Below are 25,848 nucleotides of genomic sequence, written 5' to 3'. Positions count from 1 at the left end.
AATAAATGCCGTTAAAATCAATGTGAAGGATGGGAATAGTTTTTAAGCGGTAAGTTTCCGTTGATAATTGTGCGTATTAATCGGGAAATAACCCATTACGCAATCATAATATTCCTAATAACCTTCGCCGCCCGCGCAACTAATAACATGATTGGGACAACGACACCCCCCCTGCTTGCTAAGTATGACTTACTATTCCCTAATTACCTGGTTGGTTTTCTGGCATCGGTGGTCACTGCCGTGAACCTAGCGTCCATAGTATTTATAAACGCTAGATTACCTGGATCAACAAGGAGGTTGTTATTTATTGCCTCAAATGCATTAATAGTGGCTTTACTGCCCATGTACTTCTTAGCCAATTCACTAAGCATCTGGGTAATCTCAATACTCACTGGGTTTGCCTACGGCCTAATAATGCCCAACATACTCACGTCAGCAAGTATAGTCGGTGATCAATTTACTGCAGAGAGAATACTCGTGCTATACACGCTGGCCTTGAGTACGAGTCTCGTTGCTGGTCCATTATTCGAGACATACGTACTAACCCGCCTTGGTTATAGGTACGTATTCCTACTATTCATACCACTGGCAATACTCTCCCTAGCTCTATCATTCAAGGTAAGGTTCCCGCCGGACCCCAAGGAAACGAGGAGGGTAGTTAATACGGGCAGGATACTCAGAAATAGGGGGGGTTTAATATCGGCATTGCTTGCGAATTCCACGTACAGTATACCCTTCGTGGTCTTCACAGCCTTTGTCGCCATTTACGCACAGAGTGTGTACCACGTTAGTAAGTACTTGGCCTACTTCTCATTCGTACCATTCTTCCTTACTTCCTTCCTTACCAGGCTTTACCTAACCATTCACGTCCCAAGTAGCCTATTCAGGCCAATGCTGATCTCCATAGTATTAACCATGACAGGCATTACACTGCTTTACCTATCGCCTAACTACGTGGTATTCACGATTTCAATGTCAATACTCGGCATACCCCACGGCTCGACATACCCACTCTCAACCTTAATGATTAGTAGGGGGGGTACGAGCATCGAGGAGAGGAACGCCGCGAATTCCTACTTCGCGGCGTTCCAGGGCGTTTTAGGAATAATAGTGCCAGCACTATTTGGAATCTCAGCAGACCTAATAGGTATTAGGTTGTCAATGGCCCTGCTTTTAATACCCGTAATAACCATAGCCATTGCATTCACGAGATTTTACCTGAACTCAGGCCTTGAACAACTCAGACCTGGAACACCCTCCTCTCACTAAGTAGGTTCTTAAGCCTGTCAATTGGCTCCGTAGATACCGGTTCAACGCCCAGCAACCCCGCTAGGGCCAAGGTCACTATTCCTAGGTAGGTCACACCATACATCTCGGTCTCTAGGGGCGTCTTACCCTCAAGCCTTATGATTATTGGCTTTGCCCCGAATGACGATACTACGTCAATGAGGACCTCCTCGTACAACCCCCCCTCGTAGTCATTAGGCCCCATTATCGCAACATGCCTTAAACCAACCTGCTTAGTCGTGACTGCGGCTATGTCATTATGAGCACCCTCGGGCACTACCGAGACCACTGAGTAGTACTTGGCGTTTTCGTTAAGGTCATTCTTAAACCTAATACCAACACCACGCCTACTCTCCGTGACCCAAACCACCGGTATCGAATTCACTAACTGCCTAGCCAGGTTTACCGCATCGTCGACGTGCTTAAGGGCATTCTCGATCCCAGCAATACCACTCTCCAACTCATTAGCCACTGAGGTAACGCCAAATCTCTCCAGGATAATGAGCACTGGGTATAGCAGCGCAGGTAGTCCATACCTGGGTGCCGAGGCCTTTGGAATTAGGACAACGGGTACGCCCTTACTGCCGAGTACCGCGCTTAATTTACCGCCTGTCGTAATACCGATCACTGGGTATCCCCTGGACAGGGCCTCATTGGCGCTCATTATTGTCTCGGCAGTGTTACCCGAGTAACTAATGGCTATGACCAACGGCCTTGACAACCTCCTTGGCAACCTCATGTTCTTACTCACGATTATGGGTACTCTACAATCCCAGAACCAGCACAAGTCATTGATTATGTCGCCAACAACGCCACTACCACCCATACCGGTGATGACCACCGAATCTATTTCTCCATTGTAATCTATGACCTTACCGTCGATGTTTAATCTAATGTTTCTTAGGTCCATGGGAACGTTAAGTATCGACTCCCTTGCGAGTGATGGCCATCTTGGGTAGTCAATTAGGTTCATTATGGATTATGAAGCTTAAACCTTTGTAAGCTTTAAGTACTGTGCAGTTAGTACATGGTTAGTGCTATTTAGGGTTGTCATAAATGGTGATGTTGAGATTAGGAGGGAGTGGCCGTGGGATAGGGTATCGAGGGTTAAGGATAGGCTGAAGGAACTTGGCTTTAGGTGGAATGGTGAGTATTGGTCCGGTAAGGTTTACTCCGTCTCATTAATTAGGGAGTTGAAGGAATTACTCGAACTAACTAGCGAGGAGACTGAGAAATTGATGAAGACTATTCTCGTAAACTCATCAGGCGGCGTTATCGGTGTCGAGGATTTGGGGGGGAGCCTCGGTTCTATACCCAGTGATTGTGTGTTGGGTGAGGAGGGTGGTTTATTCATTGTTTCACTATCGTGCTTGGTCAGGGACTTCATTAAGAATGATAGGAACTATATAGGCGGTGTATCTTCATATGAAGAGTACGTTGATAAGGCCGTGGAGAACATTAGGCAGTTGCTCATTGGCAAGGCGGTGATTGGTGATATGGAGCTCGCACTGAAAAGAGCTCGGGAATTTGCCTTGGCTAATAATAAGTTGAGAGACTTGTTCATGAGGAGGATTGAGTGGTGGACAGCTAGGCTTGGCCTTGATACTGCTGAGCTTCACTTTCTGTCGAAGGAGCTTTATGAAAGGCTAATGGTTTAACCATTCCGTACTACATCACCGATAAGGAGGGAAACTTGAATAGGCGTGATCTGAGACTCATACGTAAGGATGATGTTGTTAGAAATGATGGTAAGGTTATGATTAGGTTCCCCCCCGTATTCGTTAGGAATACCATTAGAGAATTACTGGTAAAGAGTGGTTATAAGGTTGTTGACTTACCATGGAGCCCGAGAGAGATACAGGTCCCTAAGGACGAGGTGAAGCTCTTACCCTTCCAGGAGAGAGCCTTGACGCTTGGCTGAGGGCTGGTAAGAGGGGGGGTACGATTGTCGTACCAACCGGCGGTGGTAAGACATTCATAGCCCTTAAAGCACTGGCCACGGTTAAGGCACCAGCGATAATACTCGTCATAACGGAGGAATTAATGAATCAGTGGTATGAGAGGGTAATGAAGTACCTGGGCATTAGGGCTGGTAGGTTGGGTGGTGGTTATGATGATGTTAGGGAGGTCACTGTGGCGATCTATAACTCGGCAGTTAATAGGATTACGGAGATAAGCAATAGGTTTGATATGGTTATATTTGATGAGGCGCACCACGTTCCTGCCGATACCTTTAAGGAGGTTGCGTTTAAGCTTAGGGCGCCCTTTAGGTTGGCTTTGTCTGCTACGCCGAGGAGGAGCGATAGTAATGAGCACTTGATCTTCCTGAGCGCCGGTGATATTGTTTACCAGGCTGATTATAGGGACATGGTTGAGGCTAAGTTGGTTGTTCCAGTTAGGCATTTTAGGATCTATGTTGACCTAACGCCTGAGGAGAGGAGGAGTTATGAGAAGGCTGGTGATAATGCCATTGTACTGAGGAACATTGCGAGTATGGCGAGCGCCAAGATAGACGTTGCCAGGGAAATAGCGAAGGCGGAGGTTAATATTGGTAGTAAGATTATTGTTTTTACGCAGTTAATAAGGCAGGCCGAGGAGTTGTATAAGGTCCTTAAGGAGGAGTTGGGGGCCCATTGTCGCATTGATAACCTCCAAGACAAGTGATAGGGACTCGATATTCAGGGCCTTTGCTAGAGGTACGTATAAGGTTATTGTGACTACTACAGTCCTTGATGAGGGTATCGATGTGCCCGATGCGGATGTAGCGATCATCCTGTCGGGGGGGACTGGTTCCCAGAGACAGATGATTCAGAGGGTTGGACGCGTTGTTAGGGCTAGTGATGACAAGGTTGAGGCGAGTATATGAGGTGGTGGCTAGAAACACGATTGAGGAGGCCCTTAGTGAGGAGAGGCATGTTAAGGGTGAGGTCCTTGAGGTTGAATGCAAGAGATACTTGGCTGATGAGGTTAAGCGGTTGATAAGTCATGTAATTAGTAGTACACGGTTATTTACTCAATAATGACTATGGTAGTGGCTTATATATTGGGTTGGTAATTAGTAATTGTGAAGTTCCTTGAGGAACTAATGAATATATTATTTCAGGAGTATGGGACTTTAATACTCATGGTCATTTCCATTGTACTTTCAATGACCGTGATAACCATGTATATAGAGTTATTACGGAATAATATCGAAATAATCAGCGAACTCAACTCAATAATTCAATGGATTAATTCAGCGATTAGGTGATTACATTGATTAGGTACATACTAACGTCAATACTCATATTGATGATATTTATGATCATAATCATTATAGAGGGCTTCCTAATAAAAACGCTCTACCTAGTAAACTCCGTGAGTAATTATGCCATGGTGATTATTAATGGCACTCGCAGACTCCTTGGTATTCCCTGACCTACTAATCTCAATAATGCTAATAGTCGCAATACTCATCCTCACCATATACCTAACAAACCAACTACTGAGGTTATCAATTATCGACTACAGAGCAACGATGGGAACTTACCTATTCACGGAATGCCAATTAGGTAATTTCACTGGCAATATGTATCTAGATCATGTCATAATAACGAATAAAGTTACAATGGGTAATTACTTAGTCATGTGCCCAAGGATACTAAGTAATGGTTCGCAGCTTGAGGTTAACGTGTACGTGGCATACGTTAGGTGATAATGAATGATCTATAAGTCATTATTGCCAATAATCATAACATTACTGGTTATAATCGTGCTAACTACATACTTAATAAGTTATGTGAATGATGAGACATCGAGAGCATTAACCCTCGAGAATACCTACCTATTATCCATAAACGTGTTTAAGCAATTAAATAACACGTTACCGCAGATACTACACAACGATGCATGCCAAGTTATTGTAAACCCCCATGAATTACTCATGCAACGCCCTTGCTAAGAACCTAACGAATACATTAAATTATGCCCTCAACACTATTAGTAATAGGACTGGGTATGCCGTAAGGTACGAGATAATTAATTACGAGATTTACGGCAAGGATAATGAGACCGTGTACAGCGCAATCATCCAGGCAACTACTCAATCTAATAATATTAGGGGGGGACCGTCGTTGTTACATATCCATTCAATTTATGCTACTATGCACAGGTAATTAATGGCATAGCCAGCGGCATGAAAATCAACGTGACTATCCAAGCCAATAATATAACAGAGGCCGTGCAAGACATTAATAGGTACCTAGCGGGTAAAGTTAATCATGAACCCAACAATATAAACATAACGCTTTACTATGTTGGTGTTTTTCACATGATTAGGCAGGCACATAATTATACAGTTTATGAGGGTACAATAGATTATACATTACATGCATCACCAAGCATCAGACTATGTAATGCAGTGACTGTAATAAATGGTAATTTTCACGTGGTGGTATTAATTAATATGTACGTGAATAATACGTATTATTTCACGGTTGATGGTATAATTAATAATGAACCGTGACTTCCACGAATTTTAAAGACCTGGCTAATGCATTTAAATGATTGAATATGAACCTTACCCGTGATTGATGAAATTATTGGAATTAATATAAGGAGTGTCCTAGTGATTGGTATTGGCGGTGGGGGGGGTGATGTTGTTGGTTCAACAATTACCTATAGTCTGGCCATTAATGAGGATAAGAACGCCGTACTCGGCGCCGTGCTTTGGGAAAGGTATGTGAACGATATTGTACCAGGACCCATCAGAATTCAGGAGCTTAAAAATGCTGAGGCAATTGGTAATTACCTGGCCATTGTTAATGGAGACACCTACGCAGTTAGGGAGGGTAAGCACGTTATTCCTCAAATAGCCAATGTACTAAGTGTAATTAAGGATGATGGATTGGGAATAAGCATCTCAGGGTCTGTAAATAACGTGGCTAAGGAACTTAGCGACTACGTGAATAAATATGGCATTGATGCCGTGATAGGCATAGACGTCGGTGGCGATGTGCTCGCCTTAGGTAATGAAGATGGACTCTACAGCCCACTTACGGATAGTTACTCAGTCGCTGTCTTAAGCAAGGTTCAGGAAATCACGGGTGTCCCAACAGTACTCGGTATTACGGGCTGGCGTAGACGGGGAGTTAGATAGGGACTATGTATTAACAAGAATAAGCCAATTAGCCAGCAAGGGCGCATTTCTGGGTGCCTATGGGCCGACTAGGGATGACTTGGCGATACTCGAGGACATACTCAATAGGGCAATAACCGAGGCCAGTGCCTTAGTTTTTAAGGCTGCAAGGGGCCATTATGGGAATGTTAGCATAAGGGGGAACACCAGGTACGTTAGGTTGGACATATCATCATCAATAACTTACTACCTGGACCTAAAGAAGGCAATGAACGACCTACCACTGGCTAACCTTATAATTAATGCAAAGGATCCTTGGGATGCCATGAAGATACTAAATAGCAGGGGGGGAGTAATGACCGAACTGAACTTTGAAGAAGAGGTTTATAGGTATTACAGGACTAGGTTAAAGATACCAAGTCCCGAAGAGACCTACCTAATGATTAAGGAAATAAAGGGTAGATTAAGGTCGCAGTCGCAATTAGTAGATAGGTAAACTCAGTCTGCGGTACTCATCATTGGTACCTTCAGATAAGGGCGTGTTCCTCACCACCCTTAATTAATAAATACCTATAATTTAAGTCATTAATCGCCAGCCTCCTCATAGAACAATGCGTAGTCCTTCTCGGCTTCGCGGAGTAATTGAAGCTGCGATATTCTCTCCTCAGCCTTCCTATACATACTTGCAAATTCCATAATCCTAGCAGCCACGTCGTCAGACTTACTAAAGTTTACTGGGTTATATAGAAGCTTCTTTCTATCATTACCCTTAACACTCACTACATAACCTTCGACAACGCCAGACGTGGGTATTTTACCCAACTCACCACCCTCGCCTCTTATTAGGAATACATAGCCCTTGCGAGAACCATCGTTGAAGGTTATCCTAACGAGAACCAGCGCTATGTGGAATTCCCTGAGTATGTTTGTGATCACGTCCCTATACCTCTCATACTCACGAACATAGGGCAGCCTCTCAATGAGGGATAAATCATCCCTATTTAAGTCATTGAGGAGCTCATTGAGCATGTCCATGACATTCCTACCAGTGTTTAAGACCTCCATCAAATTTGAATAATGCTTAGTTAAAAATAAGCATTACCTAACCCGCAGTATCCCTGTTTATCATTGGGAATACTTATGATTGCCTTATAGTGAGATGGGCAGATAAGATATATTTAGTGGTATGGCGATAGCATTTGGATGAGCAATTTGAATAAGCGGGTGTATGAATTGCATGGCAGAGTGATGAGCGAGTTCATGGGTGGTAAATGCTATGATGTTGATGAACCATCAGTGATCAGTTGCATTAAGGATGCATTGGCAAGTATTGGACTTAGTGTTAAGGATGTGATGTTCTTCGATATAGATGGTAATATCGTTAAGGACCTAGACAGCGCTAGATACGTGAGGGTCACGGCAACAAGCGATGACGTTAGTGGTGAACAAATATTTACCTTTGCCCTGCTTAAGTTCAGGAATAAGTATAGAGTTCTTTATCTTCAATCAGCAATAAAGGAGGAATAAAGAATCCCATTGTATATTTAAATTCAAATCCTAAGACTTAGTTAAAAACTAAGAATTACGGTAAATATTCAACCAATCTATCAAGCATTTGTATCCTCTTTGCTGGGTGTGGGTGCGTCATGAACAGCTCCTCCCAAATTGACGGCTTATAATGTCTCCAATACTCTATTAAATCATCAACATTACTCTCAATATACTCAGTACTTACTGGCGGTGCGAAGAATAGCATCCTCAATGTGCCGTTCGTAGTCCTCTTCACCACGTTCGGATCCATGTAAAGCGTTATCTTTGCAAGGGCCTCTGTAGGTTACGGGCGCCATTCTCCACGGTCAATGCACCGTTAATATCCGCGTAGGCTTCCCTCAGCCTATTAATGTAAAGGACGAACAATTGGAATAGGAAGCTAACGGCGATAAGAACTAAACCTATTAAGAGCAGTAGTCCTCCATTGTTATCCCTACCCTCAGACCAACCTCCCCCCCACCAACCACCCCCCCACCAGAGTGACCAACCAAGCCAGTAAATGACCGTGGGCAGCAAACCAACGGCCATTAAGACCTCCACATCCCTATGCCTTAGGTGGCCGATCTCATGGCCAAGGACGGCCTTCAACTCACCAGGCTTCAGTATCTTCAGTAGGGGCAGTGTTATCGCAACCCTCTTACCGGCTATTGGACTTCCATAGGCGAAGGCGTTGGGGAACGGTACATCGGCTATGTAGACCTTGGGCACATCCTTAAAGCCATTAGCCCTTGCAACGTCGGCAACCATGTCATAGACCCAGCCGTAGGTTGGGTCATCAGGCTTAACCTCGTGAGCCCTATACATGACATTAATCAGAAATGGACCAATCAACCACTGGAACAGCGTTAGGAAAAACGCCATAACAACTAAACTAGTGACAAGCGCAATACCGCCTATCGACCTCCCGTCAACCACCACATGATGCCGTACGTAAACGCGGCGCCCAGTAATAATATTGCTATTATCGCGAGTGACATCTTCAACCTAAACACCAGTAATGCCTTGTTCATACAAGGCGAAAACCACGGTATTAATTTTAAACCTAACTCACGTACATTACATAGACCCAATTATAAACCTCGCATCGGCCGCGTACGCGCCCTTACCCCCCCTCTCAAGCACAATGACTGGGTTTAGGTCGGCCTCAACAATGTTTGGGTTATCGGATAGGAGTTCTGAGAATTTCGTTATTATGTATATGACCGCCTCCTCATCCCTCACGGGCATGTTCCTATAACCATTAAAGAGCCTATACCCCCCCTTTATCTCCCTAACCATTGCCCTGGCATCCTCCTCGGTGATAGGCACAATCCTAAAGCTCACGTCCTGCAGTACCTCAACCATTACGCCACCAAGGCCGAAGGCTATTACATGACCAAAAATTGGGTCCTTAGTTGCACCAATTATCGTCTCTAGGCCCTCAGGCACCATTCTCTGCAGCAGGAAGCCGCTAATCCTAGCATACGGCGCCTTTTCCTTAATATTATTCCTGATCCTCTCGCAGGCGTTTTTAAGCTCGTCATCGCTGTTTATATTGAGTATAACACCACCAACATCGGATTTATGGATTATATCTGGAGAAACAACCTTGAGTACCACTGGGTAACCAATGTCCTTAACCACCTTGAGTGCCTCATCAACATTCTGAACCAGGGCGAAGTCGGGTACGGGTATGTTATACTGCCTAAGCAACTCAAAGGACTCATGCTCGAGTAGTTTATACCTACCCTCCTCAAGGGCCTTCGCAATTATTGGGTTCATGCTCATCACCACTCCTTAGCCGCACCTTTAATTTTTGCGTATTCGTAGAGAGCCCACAACGCCTTAGCAGCCCTATGTGGCGCGTGATATACCGGTATTCCGTTTTCCTCCAGGTTGCTCTCGAACTTAGCCACATATTCATTGCCACCAAAGCTGACAACAACTATTGGCTTGCCAAACCTCCTGGCCTCCACTATGTAGTTACCTAGGTTTATTGATAGGCCAGGTATCTGCATCAGGGCTATTATTAATGCCATGTCCACGTAGCTCGTTGGTAGTACCGTGTCCAGTACGAACTTGTACATGGCATCCGTGGCGCTACCCGTCAAGTCAATGGGATTACGGGTAACGGCGAGCGGCGGCAATTGCTTCCTCAGTATTTCCTGAAGACTCTCGGATAATTCTGGAACCTGTAGGCCACGCATGTCAAGGGCATCAACGGCCTGTATACCCATTCCACCGCTATCTGTTAGTACCAGTACCCTGTTGCCCCCCCTTGGCAGTGGTTGTGTTGCTAGGGCTTTGGCCATATCGAAGGCGTCAGTCAGGTTATCAGCCTCTATGACATTGGCTTGTTTGAGCATTGCCCTGTACACCTCGTAATTGCCGGCCAGAGCCGCTGTGTGGGACTTAACAGCGCCCGTTGCTGCCTTGGTCCTGCCTGCCTTGTAAACAACTATTGGCTTAACACTGGTTACCTCCTTCATAACCTCGAGCGTTCTTTTTCCTTCTCCTGGGTATTTCAATCCCTCCATGTACATCACAATGACCTTAACCCTATTATCTCTGGCAAAGTATTCAAGAAGCTCGGCTTCACTAATGTCGAGCTTATTCCCGTAGTTCACGGCCAATCCAACACCGATGTTCCTCCTAGCAGCCCAATCAAGTATTGCGCCAGCCACCGCGCCGCTTTGGCTAATTAATGCCACAGGACCTGGCCTTGGTCTACCCATCCTATCCTCGGGGAGAAAGAACGTATCCAGGCCGTTAAATGCATTATAAACACCAATGCAGTTCGGCCCAAGAACTCTAATGCGATTTTGAACAACTCTCCTCAACTCCTCCTCAAGTTTCGCGCCCTCCTCACCAACCTCACTAAAGCCGCCACTAATGATAATCACGACCTTAACACCCTTCTTCACGCACTCCTCCGTAACCTTAGGCACGGCGGGCGCCGGTACGGCTATGACCGCCAGATCAATATTATCCTGAACGTCCAGTATTGACTTATAGTACTTAATGCCGTTAACCTCGTCATACTTGGGATTGACCAGGTAAACCTTACCCTTAAACTTAGTGAGGAGGTTCTTTGTAATGACACCACCAACACTATTCTCCCTAGGTGTGGCTCCAATTATGGCAACTGACCTTGGATTAAATAATAAATCAAGCGGTGAGAAGGTCATTGACGCTTCAGGGACGACCTTAACCTCCTGCGGCTGCGTCTCTTGTTCTTCCATAAGAATCAACGTCCCTTCAACCTTGGTTCTTAAAAACCTTTCTAAATGAATAAATAATCTATTTATTTTTATAGATTATGAACGTATTGAAAAATTCAAAAAGTTTGAAAAATCTATGGTAAAAATATTATATTCTTTATGCCAGAAAAATAATTAATAGATTAAGCTTAAAAGGAACGAATTCTTAATTAACTTAATGGGAAAGACCGAGGAAATCCTTAAGGAAATAGATGAGTACCTAATGACGAACCTGTACCCAACCCATAGGATTGTTGTTAGGGAGGCCCGTGACATCTATGTCTATGATGTCGATGGGAATACTTACCTGGACTTCATGACCGTAGTAACCACGGCATTACTCGGCCATAACCCACCGGGGCTCACCGACGCCATTACTGAAACAGCTAAGCGATTAATCGCTGGTAACGGCTATAACTGGTACACCGAGGAATTACTAAATGCTGCAAAAGCCGTGTTGAGCCTATTTCCTGATAAGAATATGTACAACAAGGTTCACTTCAAGTTAAGTGGTTCCGAGGGGGGGATTGAGCTGGCATTGAAGATTGCGAAGAGATTTACGAAGAATACTTACGTGATGTACCTAATGGGTGGTTACCACGGTAGGACATACCTAACCAGCTCATACCATGGAATGAGAAGAAAGGAGTACGGCCCATTACCACCAGGCACCTTGATAGCCCCATTCCCATACCCATACAGGTGCCCATTCGGTGACATGACACCTGAGGAGTGCGGCAAGGCAGCCGTTGAGACCATTGAGTACTACATTAATTACGTGGCCATTAAGGACGTGTGCTGCCTAATCACTGAGCCAATACAGGGCGTTGGCGGCATAGTAGTGCCACCGAAGGACTTCTTTGAGAGGCTAAAGAAGGTCCTTGATACCTACGGGATATTGCTGGTATTTGATGAGGTCCAGACAGGCATGGGCAGGACAGGCACCACCTGGGCCTTCGAGCAATTCAATGTTAGGCCCGACATCGTTGTCGCGGCTAAGGGCATGACCGGCGGATTACCGGCATCAGCGTGGTGACCAGGAAGGAGATTGCCTCAGCAATGCAGTTGAATGATGAGCACTCGACCTTTGGAGCCTCAGCATTGATTATGGCTGCGGTTAAGGCAACCGTTGACTACTACAACATGCATAAGGAGGAGTTGCTGAGCAATGCCAAGAGGATGGGTGAGTACGCAATGAAGAGGTTAATGGAGCTTTATGACAAGCACCCACTCATTGGTGAGGTCAGGGGGGGGTTAGGGCTCATGATCGGCATTGAGCTCGTTAAGAATAGGAAGACCAAGGAGCCGGCGACCAAGGAGACCAGCGACATATGCCTTAACAGGGCGTTGAAGAGGGGTGTCCTCTTCGTGACCAGTGGTTGGAATGGCAATGTCATTAGGTTTGCACCACCATTAACCGTTAAGCAGGAGCACATTGATAAAGCCATAGACGTACTTGACAAGTCACTTGGTGAGGTTGAGAGGGAGGAGAATATTAAGTAATTAGGTTATTTTACCCATGTAAAAATTATTGTTTTTAATTCTCGTTAAGAACCCTCCTTATCTTATCAGCAATTATTTTCTTAGGCACTGCACCAACCACGAAATCCGCAGGTTCACCATCCCTAAATATTATCACGGTCGGTAGGCTCATTACATCGTACTTAGCCGCAACGTCAGGCCACTCCTGAGTATTCAACCTACCAAAACCAACGCAAGGCATTTCCTTAGCCAACGCCTTTAGGATTGGCTCAAGTAGGAAACACGGCGCACACCAGGCGCCCAGAAATCAACAACCACAACCTTCCTACTCCTTACGAAATCATCAAAATTATCAGCGCTCAACTCAACAGGCTCATTACCCACGGCCTTAGCCAACTCCCTAGCCTTCCTCTCCAACAACTTGCTCAACTCCTCGTCCTCTTTATCACCCATGTTACTGTTCGTGTTATTCACCGCCATACCTAAGGCGGGAAACTGCCAATTTAAAGCGTTTACTCAGTCAATAATTAGACAAGAAATACAGCAATGAGGAGATGCCACATCCCACTTAAACCATAGGAAGTCTCCTAACACAATGCCGATAAACAATCAGGGCAAAAAACTTAAATTCTCAACAAAGCCAATCACTACGTAGCCCCGGTGGTATAGCCCGGTCTAGTATGGCGGCCTGTCGAGCCGCAGACCCGGGTTCAAATCCCGCCGGGGGCGCCACCCTGGTGTTGGTTCCTGTGGGTTTTGTTTTGCCCGTGGGCTTTGGGCAGGTTATTAGCTAATAGTTATTGGGGAATTAATTTATAACTTGTTTATTTATGAATAATAATTTGGTGATTGTATGGTGGGTGTATCAATCTCGGAGTCAAGTATTACCCGTGCAATAATGAGGAGCGCCTTGAAAATACTTGATGAGTACTCAAGCGTTGATGTCGCCATTGTCGGTGCCGGTCCCTCAGGCATGACCGCGGCTTATTACCTAGCTAAGGCGGGCTTAAAGACCGTGGTGCTTGAGAGGAGGTTTTCCTTTGGTGGTGGTATTGGCGGTGCCGCAAGCCACTTACCGAGCATAGTCGTTGAGACGCCGGCCTCTGAGATTCTTAGTAAGGATTTCGGCGTTAGGCTTCAGGACGTGGGTGATGGATTATTTGTCATTGACCCTGCCGAAATGATGGCGAAACTCGCGACTAAGGCCATCGACGCAGGCGCTAAGTTTTTGCTTGGAATTAATGTTGAGGATGTCATAATTAGGGATAATCCCCCCCAAGAATAGCTGGTCTCGCCGTTTACTGGTCATCAATACAAATGGCTAACATACACACAGACCCGTTCTTCATAGAGGCTAAGGCCGTAGTTGATGCCACGGGACATGATGCGGAGGTCGTGGCGGTGGCCGCGAGGAAGAACCCAGACCTTGGCTTAAAGGTGCCCGGTGAGAAGTCGGCGTATGCCTCAGTTGCCGAGGACTTGGTTGTTAAGTATACGGGTAGGGTTATGGAGGGTCTTTACGTGACCGGCATGGCAGTCGCAGCCGTGTATGGGCTGCCAAGGATGGGGGGGCCTATATTCGGCTCAATGATAATGAGTGGTAAGAGGGTAGCTGAGTTAATAATTAGTGATTTGAAGCGATGATGAGTACATGGGTTGGGTTTAAAAGCTATTAAAGGGTCATACCTGCCCAATATGGCGTATACGCTGTTTATAAATTACGCTTTGGCATTCCTGCTGTCGTTCCTAGTCTCTGGGAATAACCTATCAGCTAACGCAGGGGGGGCTGCCGTTGGGTCCAGGTCTATTGATTATAAGTATGCCATAGCAATTGCATTGCTCGGTTATGTACTTGGCCTATGGTTGCAGGGTACCTACATGAAGGCTAATGTGGTGAGTGGCGATGTCGCCATGGTGGCCATGGCCGTTACCATAGTGATATTCATAATTGGCGAGAGTATGAGAGTCCCAATGTCGTTAACAGGCTCACTATATGCGAGCCTTGTTGGTGCTTCACTGGCTGTAGGTCATATTCTGGGAAACGCCGCCTTTGTGCTTGGTTACTGGTTATCTTTACCTATAATAGTGATGCTTTTTTCATACCTCCTTTATAAATCCCTGAGCGTGTTCTCAAGGATTTCGTTTAAATATGCCGGGATTTATCGCGCACTGTCGATAATCACCGTATTCTTACTGTCATTCTCCTTTGGCGCGAATAACCTTGGATTAATATGGGCGTTACTAAGCTTTAGTTATAAGGGTATGCTTCTAGTCATTGCCGGCTCAATACTGGGTGTACTATTGATTGGCTGGAGAACCCTGTATAGGCTTAGCTCTGGCTTGTTTACGATAGGCTCGCTGACCAGTTTCACAGTACAGTTATTCTCATTCATTGCCATGGAAATAGGGACACTATTCTCTGTACCGATGCCCGTCACTATAACCACGTCTTTCGGCCTAGTGGGTGTTGGTGCGGCGCATAGATTTAGGATAATAAACCTTAGATACTTCAATGAGTTAATACTTGGGTTCATAGTATCAATAATCATCGGCCTTGCACTTAGCTATATATTGATCAAGGTTATTTAGGCTACTCCCGTAATTTCAACAAGATTTTCAGCAGCCTTACGCGTTAAGCCCGCCCCTAATATGGTAAATCTATCAGCCTTATGCTATGGGCCATTGTTAATGCTTCTATTACTATCTCCTTATCGAGACCGAGTTCCTTGGCTGTGACCGGTATGTTCAAGCCCTGTAGGAATGACTTTATCCTCCTCCACCTCATGCCATGTAAGTAAGCCATCATTATCGCGCCAAGCGCCACCTGCTCACCATGCAGCGCGGGCCTAAATCCCTTCTCCCTTGCCAGTATATCTATTGCATGGCTAAATAAATGCTCAGAGCCGCTGCACGGTCTCGAACTACCTGCGATTGCCATGCAACCCCCCCACAACCAAGTAACGCCTTCACCACTATTCTAATGCTCTCCTCATTATGAATCTTCAACTATCCCTATTCCTAAGGACTATTAATGCGCTATCCCTGGCGAGGGCCGCCGCGTACTCACTGAACTCCTCACCCTTAACCCTGACCGCCAATTCCCAGTCCTTAACGGCTATTAACTTACCAACTAACTCACCAATGCCGGCCAGTAAGTACCTCCTTGGTGCTTCGAGTATTATCGAAGTGTCGGCAATGATGGCTATGGGGGGGGATCTCTGGACCTTACCAACTCCATACCTATTAAGGTCTAATTGAAGTATGTGGGATACGTAGGGGCTTGCTATTCCGTCATGAGACGCTATCGTTGGTATGGATAGGTATGGAACATTCATTATGTGGGCCATGGCCTTACCAAAGTCAATTATTCTACCACCGCCCAGGGCTATTATATAGTCCGTAATATGAACATACTTATTTGACAATTCAATTATCCTTTCAGGACTTACCTCATTAACCTCCTCAATATCGCATATCCTGCACTCAATCTTATCGATGAGGTGCTTACCGAAGTGAGGACCAATGAGGATTAAACCCCTTAATCCGTTAAGCCCCAACTTACTTAATATCTCGGGTACCTTACTAATGGCACTAGGTCCGAATACCACGACCCGAGGAATCTCATACATCTCCAGCGATTTACGCTGTGGTGAAGCCATTACCAATTAAGGCAGGCATATTGGTAATTTAAACTATTTCTTTACCCTTATATTAACGAAATTAATTTAATCTATGAAACCTAAGGTCAATTACTTACTAAGTGCCTTGGTAAGTAAATCTACAGTCACCCTTTTCATGGTAACTACATTACCATCAATTACGAAATCCCCATTAACAAACTCAACACCATTACCCTTAAGGACACTTATTAGGTCCGTAGTTGGGTAAACAGTCGCCCTTTTACCCTTCAATAGACCAAGTTTAGCCGCGTAAGCTGGCGTTGCCAGGGGGGGTAATATCGTCTTCTTACCAGTACTTATTGATTGAATAAGTAACTTCTCAAAGACCTCTTTATTTACTATTGGCTTGGTCTTACCGGGCATTTCCTTACCAGTAACGGCGTAATACGCCCAGTAACCGCCTATGAAGCAGTAATGTCGTAGCCATCAAGGACACCCTCACCCAACTTATCTGTTAAGTCTACGTCAAAATTAATACTTACAGCCTTACTTACCAGCCCCCCCGTACTAACCTCCATACCCAACTGCCTAAGTGCCTGTACCGTCATTGAGTACTCTCCTTTGTATGATGCATCAGCAACAATAATTAACGCCTTCATACAACCCTTCGAAGAATTCCATATTATTTTAAGCATTTCGCGCCTTGATAATGAAACTACTTATTATTACCTGCACCCCTGCCTTTCATTATTAAATCAACGATAAATTTAGCAGCAATTTCAGCATGCTCAAAGGGCCTTGACTGAGGTTTCCTTCTGAAGTCTAGGATGTAGACCGAGCACTCTCCAGCATTGGCAGCCGCGAATGCGTAATACCTATTGGCCAATTGATGCATTTCAATCTCCTCAGGAGAATCAGGTTCCCTATCCCTGAGCCCACGTCCTTAGCCCTCCTCTCGAGTATATCCTTTGGGTCGAACTCCATGAGCACAATCGCATCTGGCCTAAGCTTTACCATTATCCTGTCTGGAAGACCCGGGTAAAACCCACCCTGAACCCTAATGCTGGCATGGGTATCTATAATAACGTCACCAGGCAATTTAGCAATCTCTTCAGCAGCAAGTTCCTGGACCTTCCTGTACTCCTCCACAGGCAGCTTCCTTCTCATCTCATCCCTATTTGTGATCCCGTACTGTCTCTTGGCGATTTCGAGCATGTAATCGCCATAATTAACGACAGTTACGTCGGGGGGGAGAAGCTCCTTAACGAATTTCAACGTTGTTGACTTACCACTGCCCGGCACAGCGACAAGTACGATCTTCACGTGATAAAGCTAAATCTTCATTAATTTTAAATTTTATTACACGGCTACCTAAATCACCATTTGCCGTAGAATCTTACTTTTAAATAAGTACATAGACACATCCCTGTGGTAATACGCGTATTAATGCTCAGCTGGGAGTACCCGCCTCATATGGTTGGTGGATTAGGAAGACATGTTTATCACATTACCAGGCATTTGGTTAGGGATGGCGTTGATACTACCGTAATGAGCATAGCACTACCTGGCTCACCACCCTCTGAGGAGGTCGAGGGGGGGGTTCACGTTAGGAGGGTTGACCCATTCAAGTTTAGGTCCACGGGCTTCATCACCTGGGTATTGAACTTCAATGAGGAGATGATTGAGGAAGCCCTCAGGCTTTATGATGAGTGGGAGTTTGACTTGATTCATGTCCATGATTGGTTAACGGGACCCGCGGGCATCGCACTTAAGCATCTGCTTCATAAGCCCTTAATCGCCACAATACACGCCACCGAGGCCGGTAGGCGCGGTGGTGTTCATAATGAGGAACAATTCATAATTCACTCGTGGGAGTGGAGGACAACCTACGAGGCATGGAAGGTGATTGTCTGCAGTAATTATATGATGAGCGAGGTCTCGATTGTGCATGGGTTACCAAAGGATAAACTGATAATGATACCCAACGGCATTGACGTGTCCTACATAGACTCTATTAAGGTAAGGCCCGGCTTCAGGGATCTATACGCAATGCCCAGTGAGAAGATAATAGTCTTCGTTGGTAGGTTGGTCCATGAGAAGGGACCAGACCTAGTATTGGCGGCATTTAAGGAATTGCTGAAGTGGGATTGGAACTTGAAGCTTCTGATCGTTGGTGATGGACCAATGAGGGAATACCTAATGAGTCTGGCCCATGACTGGGGGTATTTGGAGCAAGGTATACTTCACGCAGGGTCGATGATGAAACGCTCTACTCAATACTGAAGGTCTCGGACTTGGCAATACTGCCAAGTAGGTATGAGCCCTTTGGAATAACAATACTCGAGGCCATGGCCACGGGTCTAGCCGTGATCACAACTAGAGTTGGCGGACCCGATGAGATAGTGCGTGACTGGTACAACGGTGTTAAGGTAGCGCCTAATAACGTTGATGAGATAATAAACGTGGCCAAGATCCTACTCAGCAATGATGAGTTGAGAAGAAACATAGCGAGGAATGCGAGGGACTCCGTGAATCGGTGGTATAGTTGGCAGTCGATTGCTCGTTGGACAAAGAAGGTTTATCAAGACGTACTTAGGGAGAGCGAAAGCACGAAGTGGGTATCACTATGGTGATTATCAGAAAGGGAGACCTATTAAGGGCTTGAGTTATCCCAAGGACCCCCCCTGTTCCTCAGTATTGTCTTCTTTATACGTGGCTAGGTCGGGACCGTTGGGCCGCTGACCACGGCCCTCAAGACCTAGACCCTTAATAGGTACCTCAACGAGGGCAGAACCGCCACCACTCTAATTCTGAAATTAATGAAAACTGTGAATCTTTAAACTTACATGGACTTAGCAATGTCGCTAACTAAGGTAGGTATAATATATTTATTGATGAACTGACTTGAGATCTTGGGCAAGGATCTTGTGTGGGTTTTGAATTAGGATTATTTTGTTAAGCCCGTGGGTCCTGGTTAGTTTCGCCATTTTTGCCTTTACTATTGCCTTTGCCCTCATTTATTTGCTTCCTCAGGTATCCTCCTTAGTTTCTCACAGACCTTGCTAACGAGCTTGAAGTACTTCCTAATTGCGTCCATGCCCACGCATACTACGTAGCCCTGCCCTGCTTGGTTAGCCCAACCTCCCTGTAACCAGCCTTTGGTTGCTCAATCCTCACTGCATTCAGCCCATCATTAATCTCCACACATTAAACAAACATACCCTAACCAGGAAATAAATGCAACACGACAAGAACCCTTAAGCCCACTAAACCCAGGCGCTAAGAAATAAAGCAATAAGCATATGTAAAGATATGAATAAGCGCCCATATTATTCAATAAGAAATCAACAACTTTTCACGTATCATAAAACGATTCTTACATCATCATTCAGCCCTGGCCACATTAATCATCGCAAGCAGTAAATCAGTAAGTCCCTTATAAGTTTATGGTTCATGACCATAAAGGAAAATCTTATAAGGGATGAATTAAGCCCATGCCCGAATGCCAAAGGAAGTAAAGGCCAGGGCGCACACATGGTATGAGGTTGATTATGAGAAGGGCACCATAAAGTTCCTTAGGAGGATTTGTCCGAGGTGTGGCTCGGTAATGGCTTATCACAAGGTCCCAGTGCCACGTTATTCATGCGGCAAGTGCGGTTATACAATATTTGAGCAGGTTAAGGCACGATAAACGTGCCAATCAAATAATATTTCGTATTCATTAACGATGCAGTAAAATTATTTACCTAAAAAATTAGTGCCGAACCAATGGACCTAAGAAAGTACTTGGTCGATCTAAGAGATTCAGATATGTTAAGGTTCGTTGATGAGGAGTTAAGCATTAATTACGAGATACCTTATGTAATCACACGATTCGATAAAGGACCAACTTTAGAGTTCACCAACGTACGTGAGTTTAGGCATGTTCACGTAATTGGCAATGTAGTTAATACCAGGGATAAGGTGTACAAGGCACTCAATGTAAAAAGCGATACTGAGTTTTACAGGAGACTTCTTTGGGCTGAGAATGCCGCGCCATCCTACAAGCCAGTTGAGGTAAGTGATGCCGTTTATGAACCATTACCTAACACTGACTTAACGAAAATGCCCATACCAAGGTACTTCGAACTTGAACCGGGGCCCTGTCTAACGAGCGCGGTGGTGATAGGCATGGATGTAAGGGATGGCATACTGAATGCAAGTATCCATAGGTTAACCCCCCCAATAGGCCCTGATAAGTTCGTTATTAGGCTTGTACCCAGGCACCTATACAGGATTTACATGAGGAATAGAGAGATCGGTAAGGACACGCCCATATCAATTTCATGGGGCCTACATCCAGCCATTCTCGTAGCAGCAGCCTCATCACCACCCTTTGGGGTCTTTGAATTGAATATGGCAAATGCACTGCTTGATGGCTCACTTAAGGTTAAGGTTCTGGATAATGGGGTACCTGCACCCGCCTATGCGGAGGTCGTGATGGAGGGCTATATATCGGCCAAGGAAACGGCTAGGGAGGGGCCATGCATGGACATACTGGGTACATATGACGAGGTTAGGGAACAGCCAGTTGTCCGGATCACGAGGATTTACGTTAGGAGGGACAGCCCATTAATTGCCCAAGCCCTCGTGGCTGGTTATTCCGAGCACAAGCTCCTAATGGGTATTGAAAAGGAGGCTAAGATCTGGCAGTTCGTTAGTAACGTAGTCCCTGAGGTTAGGGCTGTCAGGCTCACCGATGGTGGTTGTGGATGGCTGCATGCGGTCATTGCCATTAAGAAGCAGAGTGATGGTGACCCCAAAAACGCGATTATGGCTGCCTTTGCGGCCCACCCAAGCCTTAAGCATGTGGTGGTCGTCGATGATGATGTAAACATAGATGAGCCAAGTGAGGTTGAATGGGCAATAGCGACTAGGTTCAGGGCTGATGAGGATCTAGTGGTCATTAAGTATGCTAGGGGGGGTTCCACGCTTGATCCTGTGGCTATTGATCCTGTGCAAGGCATAACCACAAAGGTTGGTATTGATGCTACAAGGCCGATTCACTCAGATGTGAGTAGATTCAGAAAGGGAATTATTCCCGCCTCCGTTGACTTAAGCAAGATTAGGCTTAAGTAGGTATACGTTTACTTTACGTATACTTAATTCTATAATTCCTTTGTAATTAATACCTGGGCTAAATTAATAAAAGGAGACTTTACTGTGTCGTACTTGTGGATATTGGAATTATCAGACCTTACGAGGTTGAGTATAACCCTGAGGACGTGGTTGACTTAGAGGACGCTATTAGGTCCTTGGGCCATAGGGTTAGGAGGATCTACATTGACATGATTGGGGTCAGGTTCAGTAAGGGCCGCATTAACTATTATCAATTAATTGGTAGGTCTAATTATGAGGAATTGAGTGTATCAGGTGCGATACTTAGGCATATCGGTATAATTAGGGATTTTGAGCAGTTCGTGCATAGGTTATGGGTTGTTAGGGCCCTTGAGCTTAGTGGTGTTTATGTAATGAATCCTGTGATGAATTGGATGATGGCCAGTGATAAATTCATATCATTAATGCTATTGGCTAAGCACGGGTTGCCTGTCCCCCCCGATACTGTGGTCAGCGAGAATATGTTTGTTGCCTACAACACGGTTAGGGAGTTTGGAAAGTCCGTTATTAAGCAGATTAGGGGTGCCATGGGATTCGGGTTTTTCAGGTTGATGATGCCGATGTTGCCATGCACATATTCAGTTACCTAACGAACCTAAACAAGCCTATGTACGTGCAGAAATTCCTTGATAAGGTTGGTAATGGTGATTACAGGGTTGTGGTTGTTGGTAATGAGGTATTAGGCGCCGAGTTTAGGAGGGGCATTACGTGGAAGAGCAATGTGGCTCAAGGTGCTAAGCCTGAGCCCGCTAAGGTCACGGATGAATTAAGTGAGTTGGCGTTGAAGACTATCGAGGTCCTCGGACTTGACTATGGTGGTGTTGATATTGCCGAGACTAAAGATGGCTACTTCATACTTGAGGTTAACCCAACAATGTCCTGGCAGGGGGGGTTCAAGAGGGCCACCGGCATTAACCCCCCCGCTAGGTACATAGTGAATTACCTGGTCAGTAAGGTAAAGGCTTAGGAAATCCTTGAGGCTATTTTTATTACCTTTAATACTACGTCTATCGAGTCGATACCAAACACGTAGGTGACGGGTTCCAGGGCATAACCTCCAAGGTCAATCACAGCCTCTATTGTTGGGTCTTTATTGAGTGAGTTTGCCACGGCATTTATGACATCATCCTCGCTATAACTCTCGTGAGGACCAGCCTTGGCGTAACGAATGCCCAACTCCCTTAGTGCATTCTCTATCTTACTATCATATTTAATACTAGCCACAGACCTGTATCTCGGGTTCACATTCATGCACTTAATGATTAATTTGCCTAAGTGCTTACTACCGCCGTAAATAGGCCTTGAGCCTATGATTACCCTCCATCATGAGCATTAATCCTGCCTGGCACACCAACTACGTCATTCTCATTGACCGCGCCCGGCCTCGCTTCAACAATATTCATCAACACCCTTGGTATTACAACCTGAATTTCAGGGTGCGTTTCAAGAATTGATAATGCCTTCTCCATATTTTTAATTACCGAATCGGAGACACCCGTAATGAATATCGAACATGCATTGCAGGTTATTGGTAGTGATGGTACAAGTCTCCTATGGGCATCGCACAGTCTTAGGGAACCAAGTTCCATTAATACTGCATTGGTTAGGTACTCAAGGGCCTCGTACTCCCTATTACCTAGTATTAACTCAACGACGTTATCAACAACCCTGAGGATCCAATCCTTACTAATACCTAGGGACTCAGCCCTACTGAGCAGTTCACCGTAGTCTTTACTTACGTACCTATTAACCGCCGGTTGCGTTACACCCAGTATCCTAGCCACCCTAAGCTGGCTATAGCCACTCTCGAGTAATCTCTTGGCGACTAAACTCCTTATTATTGGTAGTACATTCTCGGCGACGAATTCAAGCCCTGTGTTTATACTCACAAATTAATACAAAGTATGGTTACTATTAATCCTTACTTTTACTTACCTAGATGCTCCTCATTTCATTAAGCATTTTAATGACAATGTCCACCGGGTCATTATCCGTCGAGTACCTATTAATTACGTTACCTCCCTTGGTCAGTATGACCAGGTACTTATTACTTACCATTGACTGACCATCATTGAGGTAGGTCCTAACCAGTAGGTACTTATCACCGCTTATCAATGCCATTTCTAGGGGGGGCATTGAGGGTATCCTGCACATGCATGATGCATTTACTCGACCTCTCTCTGCATAGTTACGTAGAATGCCAAGTATGGTTAATACCGCCCTAATACTTCCTGAATTGGTGTATCCCGCATTAATGAATAACGTATCACCAACCCTATATGGACATATTAATGGGTAATAATCAGAGTAACCAGAATTCGGGTCTCCAATCAGTATAAAGGCGTTTCTTATGGTTACCCAATCATTGTACTTCCTAAGGTCAATACCACCCCTGCTAGGTATCCTGACCAGGGAGTCCTCGCTCAATGTGTATGAGCCATACCTACTACCCAGGTCCATGGCCTTAATTACGTACTGCCCAAAGGACGCAATTGCTACGTGGCCTACTACCTGTCTCTCTATCTTGAGCTCATCAACTAATTCAATACCATTAACACTGCCCAGCGGCGTGGTAGTACCATCTATACTCCACACAGTTAACTCTCTACCTATCCTGCCGATTACCAGTACCGTGGGTACTTTAAACGATGTAATCATTAATCGCTCTTTTTAAATTAATTATTTAAGATTTATATCAGTACGCAACATTTCCCGCGTGACATTGGCAATAAGTGATGACTTGATAAGGAGGTTGATGGGGGGGTTATTGATGATAAGTGGGTTAGTATTGATGAGGTGGAGCATTTACTGGGCGTGAAGATAGGTATTGACTTAATTAATAGGTTAAGTAGATCGGGCCTCTTTGAGGTTATGTATAGTACGTTGGATGGTACATTTTATATAAAGAGAAGGGCTATTGAAAGTTTCACAGTGGGCAGTACTAAAAATAACTCTAATGATGCTGGTAATGGCAGGAATAAACTAAACCTTCAGAGACTTGTGGATAAACTAAGGAGTGAGATCCAGGGGGGGATGGTGCCAAAGCCTCAATTTGAGGAGTGGCTTAGCAATAGTGTTTCTGATAATTGGCGATTGATATATAATCAGTTATTGAATGATGGAGTTATTGAGGAGGTTATTGTTTCGGGGGGGATGGTGTTCATCAGGGTTAATAAGTGACTTAGTTTCACGGTATTGCGATATACACATCACCCCCCCTCTTCTTGAGCATGCCTGCGAATACACCCCCCCACTCGGCTAGTAATATCTCGAGCAAGTGCCTAATCCCTGGTTCTCTGGCCTCCACGTAGCCTTTCTCATTCAATTTCTCAATAAGGTCATCGATTGTAAATGGTTTACGCAGACCCAGGCTGTAAGCTGTATGGAATGGCTCAAGATTAAGCAGCTTTTGCCGGAGTATTTTCTTCCTATCGCTAATTTTAGCATTAAGAAACTCCTTACCCTCATTCGTGATCTTTATATCACCACCCTTAACCTCGACAAACCCAAGGTAAACAGCCGCATTGAGCGCAGGCATTAAATCATCGATGTCGGACTCCATCTCCTTCGCGATCATGAATATATCAGCCTGCCCCCCCTTAAACTCATTGACGAGTGTGTCTATTAATCCGAGCACATCTGCGAACCTTGCATCTAACGGCATAAATGGTAAATCAGGCATAAAAACCTGCTTCCATAGGTTATCACTTTAGTGGTTAATAAGCATTATTTTCGGGTAAAAGTTCACTATTGTAAATATGAAATGGTCAATTTATGAGAAATAATCTTACACCTCTCGCAGACTTCAACGTATTCGTTGACCCACGTCTTCCACCTATGTGAGTAATACCTCGAGGAGTACATTAAGGTCATTGGCGAGCCACAGCTTGGGCAGGTACTCCCTCTTAGCATTACGTTGCTGACCTCCTCATAGAAGTTCGTTATTGCGAGGTTAATACCATCCTCTAGGTCTTCCTCCAGCCTATCGATGTTTATTGCGTATACTTTTATATTCAATTCCTTATTAAACCAATAACGAGCTTTCGACAAATTATTAACAATGTAATCACTAATCACGTACGGCCTTTCAGAAATAACGAATAACGCATTGACATCACTAAGTTCCAGCTCCTCAATCATGTCAAGTGGGTTTGACCACCATGGAAAGTAACTCCCTGGAATAACCCAGGCCTTAGCCCTTAATCTATTAAGGTCGGCCTTTATTGAGTCATCACGGACAATCCTAATTCTAAATCCTCTATTTCTAAACTCCTCAATAATCCTATCGATAATTCCCATGAGCAATTCCTTAAGTAATACTATGGCAAGTTAATAAATTATTTATTACCCTCCAGAGAGAAATTCATGCCAATGATGAGGACCGGAGAGATGAACC

The 25,848-nt window shown here is 44.9% G+C and carries 31 protein-coding genes, 1 tRNA gene and 7 pseudogenes; 23 read left to right on the top strand and 16 right to left on the bottom strand.

All coding sequences use genetic code 11. The features are described 5' to 3' along the window. The first annotated feature begins 69 nt into the window (after positions 1-69). Positions 70-1,269 carry an MFS transporter gene (locus JCM11216_RS03955; RefSeq protein WP_054853391.1) on the top strand — a complete coding sequence of 400 codons (1,200 nt, stop codon included), beginning with the start codon at positions 70-72 and terminating at the stop codon, positions 1,267-1,269. On the opposite strand, the gene JCM11216_RS03950 is transcribed toward JCM11216_RS03955, so the two are convergent. Then, positions 1,241-2,260 (bottom strand): bifunctional phosphoglucose/phosphomannose isomerase, encoded by a 1,020-nt coding sequence (locus JCM11216_RS03950; RefSeq protein ID WP_054853362.1) that lies wholly within the window; start codon positions 2,258-2,260, stop codon positions 1,241-1,243. The genes JCM11216_RS03955 and JCM11216_RS03950 overlap by 29 nt on opposite strands. Positions 2,261-2,321: 61 nt before the next feature. Here JCM11216_RS03950 and JCM11216_RS16115 point away from each other — a divergent pair, with 61 nt between their 5' ends. The 12 genes from JCM11216_RS16115 (at position 2,322) to JCM11216_RS16080 (ending at position 6,899) form a co-directional block, all read left to right on the top strand. Continuing rightward, positions 2,322-2,945: a hypothetical protein gene (locus tag JCM11216_RS16115; RefSeq protein ID WP_243675109.1), complete on the top strand. Its 624-nt coding sequence runs from the start codon at positions 2,322-2,324 to the stop codon at positions 2,943-2,945. Positions 2,946-2,980: 35 nt separating this feature from the next. Next, the gene (locus JCM11216_RS16110) at positions 2,981-3,208 is read left to right on the top strand and encodes a hypothetical protein (protein WP_243675108.1); all 228 of its coding nucleotides are present in this window, start codon (positions 2,981-2,983) and stop codon (positions 3,206-3,208) included. Positions 3,209-3,264: 56 nt separating this feature from the next. Further along, positions 3,265-3,951: a DEAD/DEAH box helicase family protein gene (locus tag JCM11216_RS16105; protein WP_243675138.1), complete on the top strand. Its 687-nt coding sequence runs from the start codon at positions 3,265-3,267 to the stop codon at positions 3,949-3,951. After that, positions 3,929-4,153, top strand: a complete 225-nt coding sequence (locus tag JCM11216_RS16100; RefSeq protein ID WP_243675107.1) for a helicase-related protein — start codon at positions 3,929-3,931, stop codon at positions 4,151-4,153. Before JCM11216_RS16105 ends, JCM11216_RS16100 begins: the two co-directional genes overlap by 23 nt. Next, positions 4,125-4,307, top strand: a complete 183-nt coding sequence (locus JCM11216_RS16095; RefSeq protein WP_243675140.1) for a hypothetical protein — start codon at positions 4,125-4,127, stop codon at positions 4,305-4,307. Before JCM11216_RS16100 ends, JCM11216_RS16095 begins: the two co-directional genes overlap by 29 nt. A 44-nt stretch (positions 4,308-4,351) precedes the next feature. Further along, positions 4,352-4,537: a hypothetical protein gene (locus JCM11216_RS03940; RefSeq protein ID WP_054853361.1), complete on the top strand. Its 186-nt coding sequence runs from the start codon at positions 4,352-4,354 to the stop codon at positions 4,535-4,537. Further along, positions 4,534-4,704, top strand: a complete 171-nt coding sequence (locus JCM11216_RS16090) for a hypothetical protein (RefSeq protein WP_243675106.1) — start codon at positions 4,534-4,536, stop codon at positions 4,702-4,704. Before JCM11216_RS03940 ends, JCM11216_RS16090 begins: the two co-directional genes overlap by 4 nt. Then, positions 4,673-4,981 (top strand): hypothetical protein, encoded by a 309-nt coding sequence (locus JCM11216_RS03935; protein ID WP_054853360.1) that lies wholly within the window; start codon positions 4,673-4,675, stop codon positions 4,979-4,981. Before JCM11216_RS16090 ends, JCM11216_RS03935 begins: the two co-directional genes overlap by 32 nt. 6 nt (positions 4,982-4,987) lie before the next feature. Next, positions 4,988-5,227 (top strand): hypothetical protein, encoded by a 240-nt coding sequence (locus JCM11216_RS03930; RefSeq protein WP_054853359.1) that lies wholly within the window; start codon positions 4,988-4,990, stop codon positions 5,225-5,227. A gap of 246 nt (positions 5,228-5,473) precedes the next feature. Beyond that, entirely contained in the window at positions 5,474-5,791 is a 318-nt protein-coding gene (locus JCM11216_RS03920; protein WP_054853357.1) for a hypothetical protein, read from the top strand. A gap of 60 nt (positions 5,792-5,851) precedes the next feature. Next, positions 5,852-6,424, top strand: coding sequence for a DUF1152 domain-containing protein (locus JCM11216_RS16085; RefSeq protein ID WP_243675105.1), 573 nt, complete (start codon positions 5,852-5,854; stop codon positions 6,422-6,424). Then, a complete protein-coding gene (locus JCM11216_RS16080; protein ID WP_243675104.1) occupies positions 6,372-6,899 on the top strand; it encodes a DUF1152 domain-containing protein in 528 nt (175 codons plus the stop codon). The genes JCM11216_RS16085 and JCM11216_RS16080 overlap by 53 nt, the downstream gene beginning before the upstream one ends. Before the next feature lie 89 nt (positions 6,900-6,988). Here JCM11216_RS16080 and JCM11216_RS03910 read toward each other — a convergent pair whose 3' ends face one another. Continuing rightward, positions 6,989-7,468, bottom strand: a complete 480-nt coding sequence (locus tag JCM11216_RS03910) for a hypothetical protein (protein ID WP_054853356.1) — start codon at positions 7,466-7,468, stop codon at positions 6,989-6,991. 138 nt (positions 7,469-7,606) lie between these two features. Between JCM11216_RS03910 and JCM11216_RS03905 the strand changes: the two genes are divergently transcribed. Next, entirely contained in the window at positions 7,607-7,930 is a 324-nt protein-coding gene (locus JCM11216_RS03905) for a hypothetical protein (RefSeq protein WP_054853355.1), read from the top strand. A 55-nt stretch (positions 7,931-7,985) separates the two neighbouring features. Here the strand turns inward: JCM11216_RS03905 and JCM11216_RS16075 are convergent, their stop codons facing one another. The 4 genes from JCM11216_RS16075 to JCM11216_RS03890 form a co-directional block, all read right to left on the bottom strand. Further along, positions 7,986-8,204 carry a hypothetical protein gene (locus tag JCM11216_RS16075; RefSeq protein ID WP_243675103.1) on the bottom strand — a complete coding sequence of 73 codons (219 nt, stop codon included), beginning with the start codon at positions 8,202-8,204 and terminating at the stop codon, positions 7,986-7,988. Between the two features lie 8 nt (positions 8,205-8,212). Beyond that, positions 8,213-8,872, bottom strand: coding sequence for a zinc metalloprotease HtpX (gene htpX / locus JCM11216_RS03900; protein WP_243675102.1), 660 nt, complete (start codon positions 8,870-8,872; stop codon positions 8,213-8,215). Positions 8,873-9,010: 138 nt separating this feature from the next. Next, positions 9,011-9,715 carry an acetate--CoA ligase family protein gene (locus tag JCM11216_RS03895; RefSeq protein WP_054853390.1) on the bottom strand — a complete coding sequence of 235 codons (705 nt, stop codon included), beginning with the start codon at positions 9,713-9,715 and terminating at the stop codon, positions 9,011-9,013. Positions 9,716-9,720: 5 nt separating this feature from the next. Further along, positions 9,721-11,175 (bottom strand): CoA-binding protein, encoded by a 1,455-nt coding sequence (locus JCM11216_RS03890; protein ID WP_243675137.1) that lies wholly within the window; start codon positions 11,173-11,175, stop codon positions 9,721-9,723. A 241-nt stretch (positions 11,176-11,416) separates the two neighbouring features. Here JCM11216_RS03890 and JCM11216_RS03885 point away from each other — a divergent pair. Then, positions 11,417-12,696: pseudogene (locus JCM11216_RS03885) on the top strand (aspartate aminotransferase family protein). 34 nt (positions 12,697-12,730) lie between these two features. Here JCM11216_RS03885 and JCM11216_RS16070 read toward each other — a convergent pair. Together JCM11216_RS16070 and JCM11216_RS16065 are read right to left on the bottom strand one after the other, a co-directional pair. Beyond that, positions 12,731-12,928 (bottom strand): thioredoxin domain-containing protein, encoded by a 198-nt coding sequence (locus tag JCM11216_RS16070; protein ID WP_243675101.1) that lies wholly within the window; start codon positions 12,926-12,928, stop codon positions 12,731-12,733. A 5-nt stretch (positions 12,929-12,933) separates the two neighbouring features. Beyond that, positions 12,934-13,155: a hypothetical protein gene (locus JCM11216_RS16065; protein ID WP_243675100.1), complete on the bottom strand. Its 222-nt coding sequence runs from the start codon at positions 13,153-13,155 to the stop codon at positions 12,934-12,936. Between the two features lie 174 nt (positions 13,156-13,329). Between JCM11216_RS16065 and JCM11216_RS03875 the strand changes: the two genes are divergently transcribed. The 3 genes and pseudogenes from JCM11216_RS03875 (at position 13,330) to JCM11216_RS03865 (ending at position 15,264) form a co-directional block, all read left to right on the top strand. Then, positions 13,330-13,407 (top strand) — tRNA-Asp (locus JCM11216_RS03875). 121 nt (positions 13,408-13,528) lie between these two features. Beyond that, positions 13,529-14,319 (top strand): annotated as a pseudogene (locus JCM11216_RS03870) (sulfide-dependent adenosine diphosphate thiazole synthase). A gap of 51 nt (positions 14,320-14,370) precedes the next feature. Continuing rightward, the gene (locus JCM11216_RS03865; RefSeq protein WP_054853354.1) at positions 14,371-15,264 is read left to right on the top strand and encodes an inorganic phosphate transporter; all 894 of its coding nucleotides are present in this window, start codon (positions 14,371-14,373) and stop codon (positions 15,262-15,264) included. Here the strand turns inward: JCM11216_RS03865 and JCM11216_RS03860 are convergent. The 4 genes and pseudogenes from JCM11216_RS03860 to JCM11216_RS03850 form a co-directional block, all read right to left on the bottom strand. Then, positions 15,261-16,334, bottom strand: a pseudogene (locus tag JCM11216_RS03860) (sn-glycerol-1-phosphate dehydrogenase). The gene JCM11216_RS03865 and the pseudogene JCM11216_RS03860 overlap by 4 nt on opposite strands. Positions 16,335-16,424: 90 nt before the next feature. Further along, positions 16,425-16,718 carry a hypothetical protein gene (locus JCM11216_RS16060; protein ID WP_243675099.1) on the bottom strand — a complete coding sequence of 98 codons (294 nt, stop codon included), beginning with the start codon at positions 16,716-16,718 and terminating at the stop codon, positions 16,425-16,427. A gap of 38 nt (positions 16,719-16,756) precedes the next feature. Beyond that, entirely contained in the window at positions 16,757-16,954 is a 198-nt protein-coding gene (locus tag JCM11216_RS16055; RefSeq protein ID WP_243675098.1) for a hypothetical protein, read from the bottom strand. Between the two features lie 56 nt (positions 16,955-17,010). Further along, positions 17,011-17,618, bottom strand: a pseudogene (locus JCM11216_RS03850) (adenylate kinase). Between the two features lie 150 nt (positions 17,619-17,768). Here JCM11216_RS03850 and JCM11216_RS03845 point away from each other — a divergent pair. The 4 genes and pseudogenes from JCM11216_RS03845 to JCM11216_RS03830 form a co-directional block, all read left to right on the top strand. Then, positions 17,769-18,800: pseudogene (locus JCM11216_RS03845) on the top strand (glycosyltransferase); the annotation flags it as partial. 997 nt (positions 18,801-19,797) lie between these two features. Continuing rightward, positions 19,798-19,986 carry a 30S ribosomal protein S27ae gene (locus tag JCM11216_RS03840; protein WP_054853353.1) on the top strand — a complete coding sequence of 63 codons (189 nt, stop codon included), beginning with the start codon at positions 19,798-19,800 and terminating at the stop codon, positions 19,984-19,986. 77 nt (positions 19,987-20,063) lie between these two features. Further along, positions 20,064-21,413 carry a UbiD family decarboxylase gene (locus JCM11216_RS03835; RefSeq protein WP_054853352.1) on the top strand — a complete coding sequence of 450 codons (1,350 nt, stop codon included), beginning with the start codon at positions 20,064-20,066 and terminating at the stop codon, positions 21,411-21,413. Between the two features lie 95 nt (positions 21,414-21,508). Beyond that, positions 21,509-22,419 (top strand): annotated as a pseudogene (locus tag JCM11216_RS03830) (RimK family alpha-L-glutamate ligase). Here JCM11216_RS03830 and JCM11216_RS16050 read toward each other — a convergent pair. Continuing rightward, positions 22,416-22,921: pseudogene (locus JCM11216_RS16050) on the bottom strand (hypothetical protein). The pseudogenes JCM11216_RS03830 and JCM11216_RS16050 sit on opposite strands and share 4 nt — an antisense overlap. Before the next feature lie 466 nt (positions 22,922-23,387). Then, on the bottom strand, positions 23,388-24,110 hold the full coding sequence (locus JCM11216_RS03820) for a hypothetical protein (protein WP_054853351.1): 723 nt from the start codon (positions 24,108-24,110) through the stop codon (positions 23,388-23,390). A 138-nt stretch (positions 24,111-24,248) separates the two neighbouring features. Here JCM11216_RS03820 and JCM11216_RS03815 point away from each other — a divergent pair, with 138 nt between their 5' ends. Then, complete coding sequence (locus JCM11216_RS03815; RefSeq protein ID WP_243675097.1) at positions 24,249-24,632, top strand: hypothetical protein; 384 nt, start codon at positions 24,249-24,251, stop codon at positions 24,630-24,632. A gap of 7 nt (positions 24,633-24,639) precedes the next feature. Here JCM11216_RS03815 and JCM11216_RS03810 read toward each other — a convergent pair whose 3' ends face one another. Continuing rightward, on the bottom strand, positions 24,640-25,116 hold the full coding sequence (locus tag JCM11216_RS03810) for an AAA-associated domain-containing protein (RefSeq protein WP_243675096.1): 477 nt from the start codon (positions 25,114-25,116) through the stop codon (positions 24,640-24,642). Between the two features lie 83 nt (positions 25,117-25,199). Next, on the bottom strand, positions 25,200-25,751 hold the full coding sequence (locus JCM11216_RS03805) for a hypothetical protein (protein ID WP_054853349.1): 552 nt from the start codon (positions 25,749-25,751) through the stop codon (positions 25,200-25,202). Positions 25,752-25,848 lie beyond the last annotated feature (97 nt).

The organism is Vulcanisaeta distributa JCM 11216 (assembly GCF_001315985.1).
GTDB lineage: Archaea > Thermoproteota > Thermoprotei > Thermoproteales > Thermocladiaceae > Vulcanisaeta > Vulcanisaeta distributa_E.
This window is presented reverse-complemented; position numbering and strand designations above follow the sequence as displayed.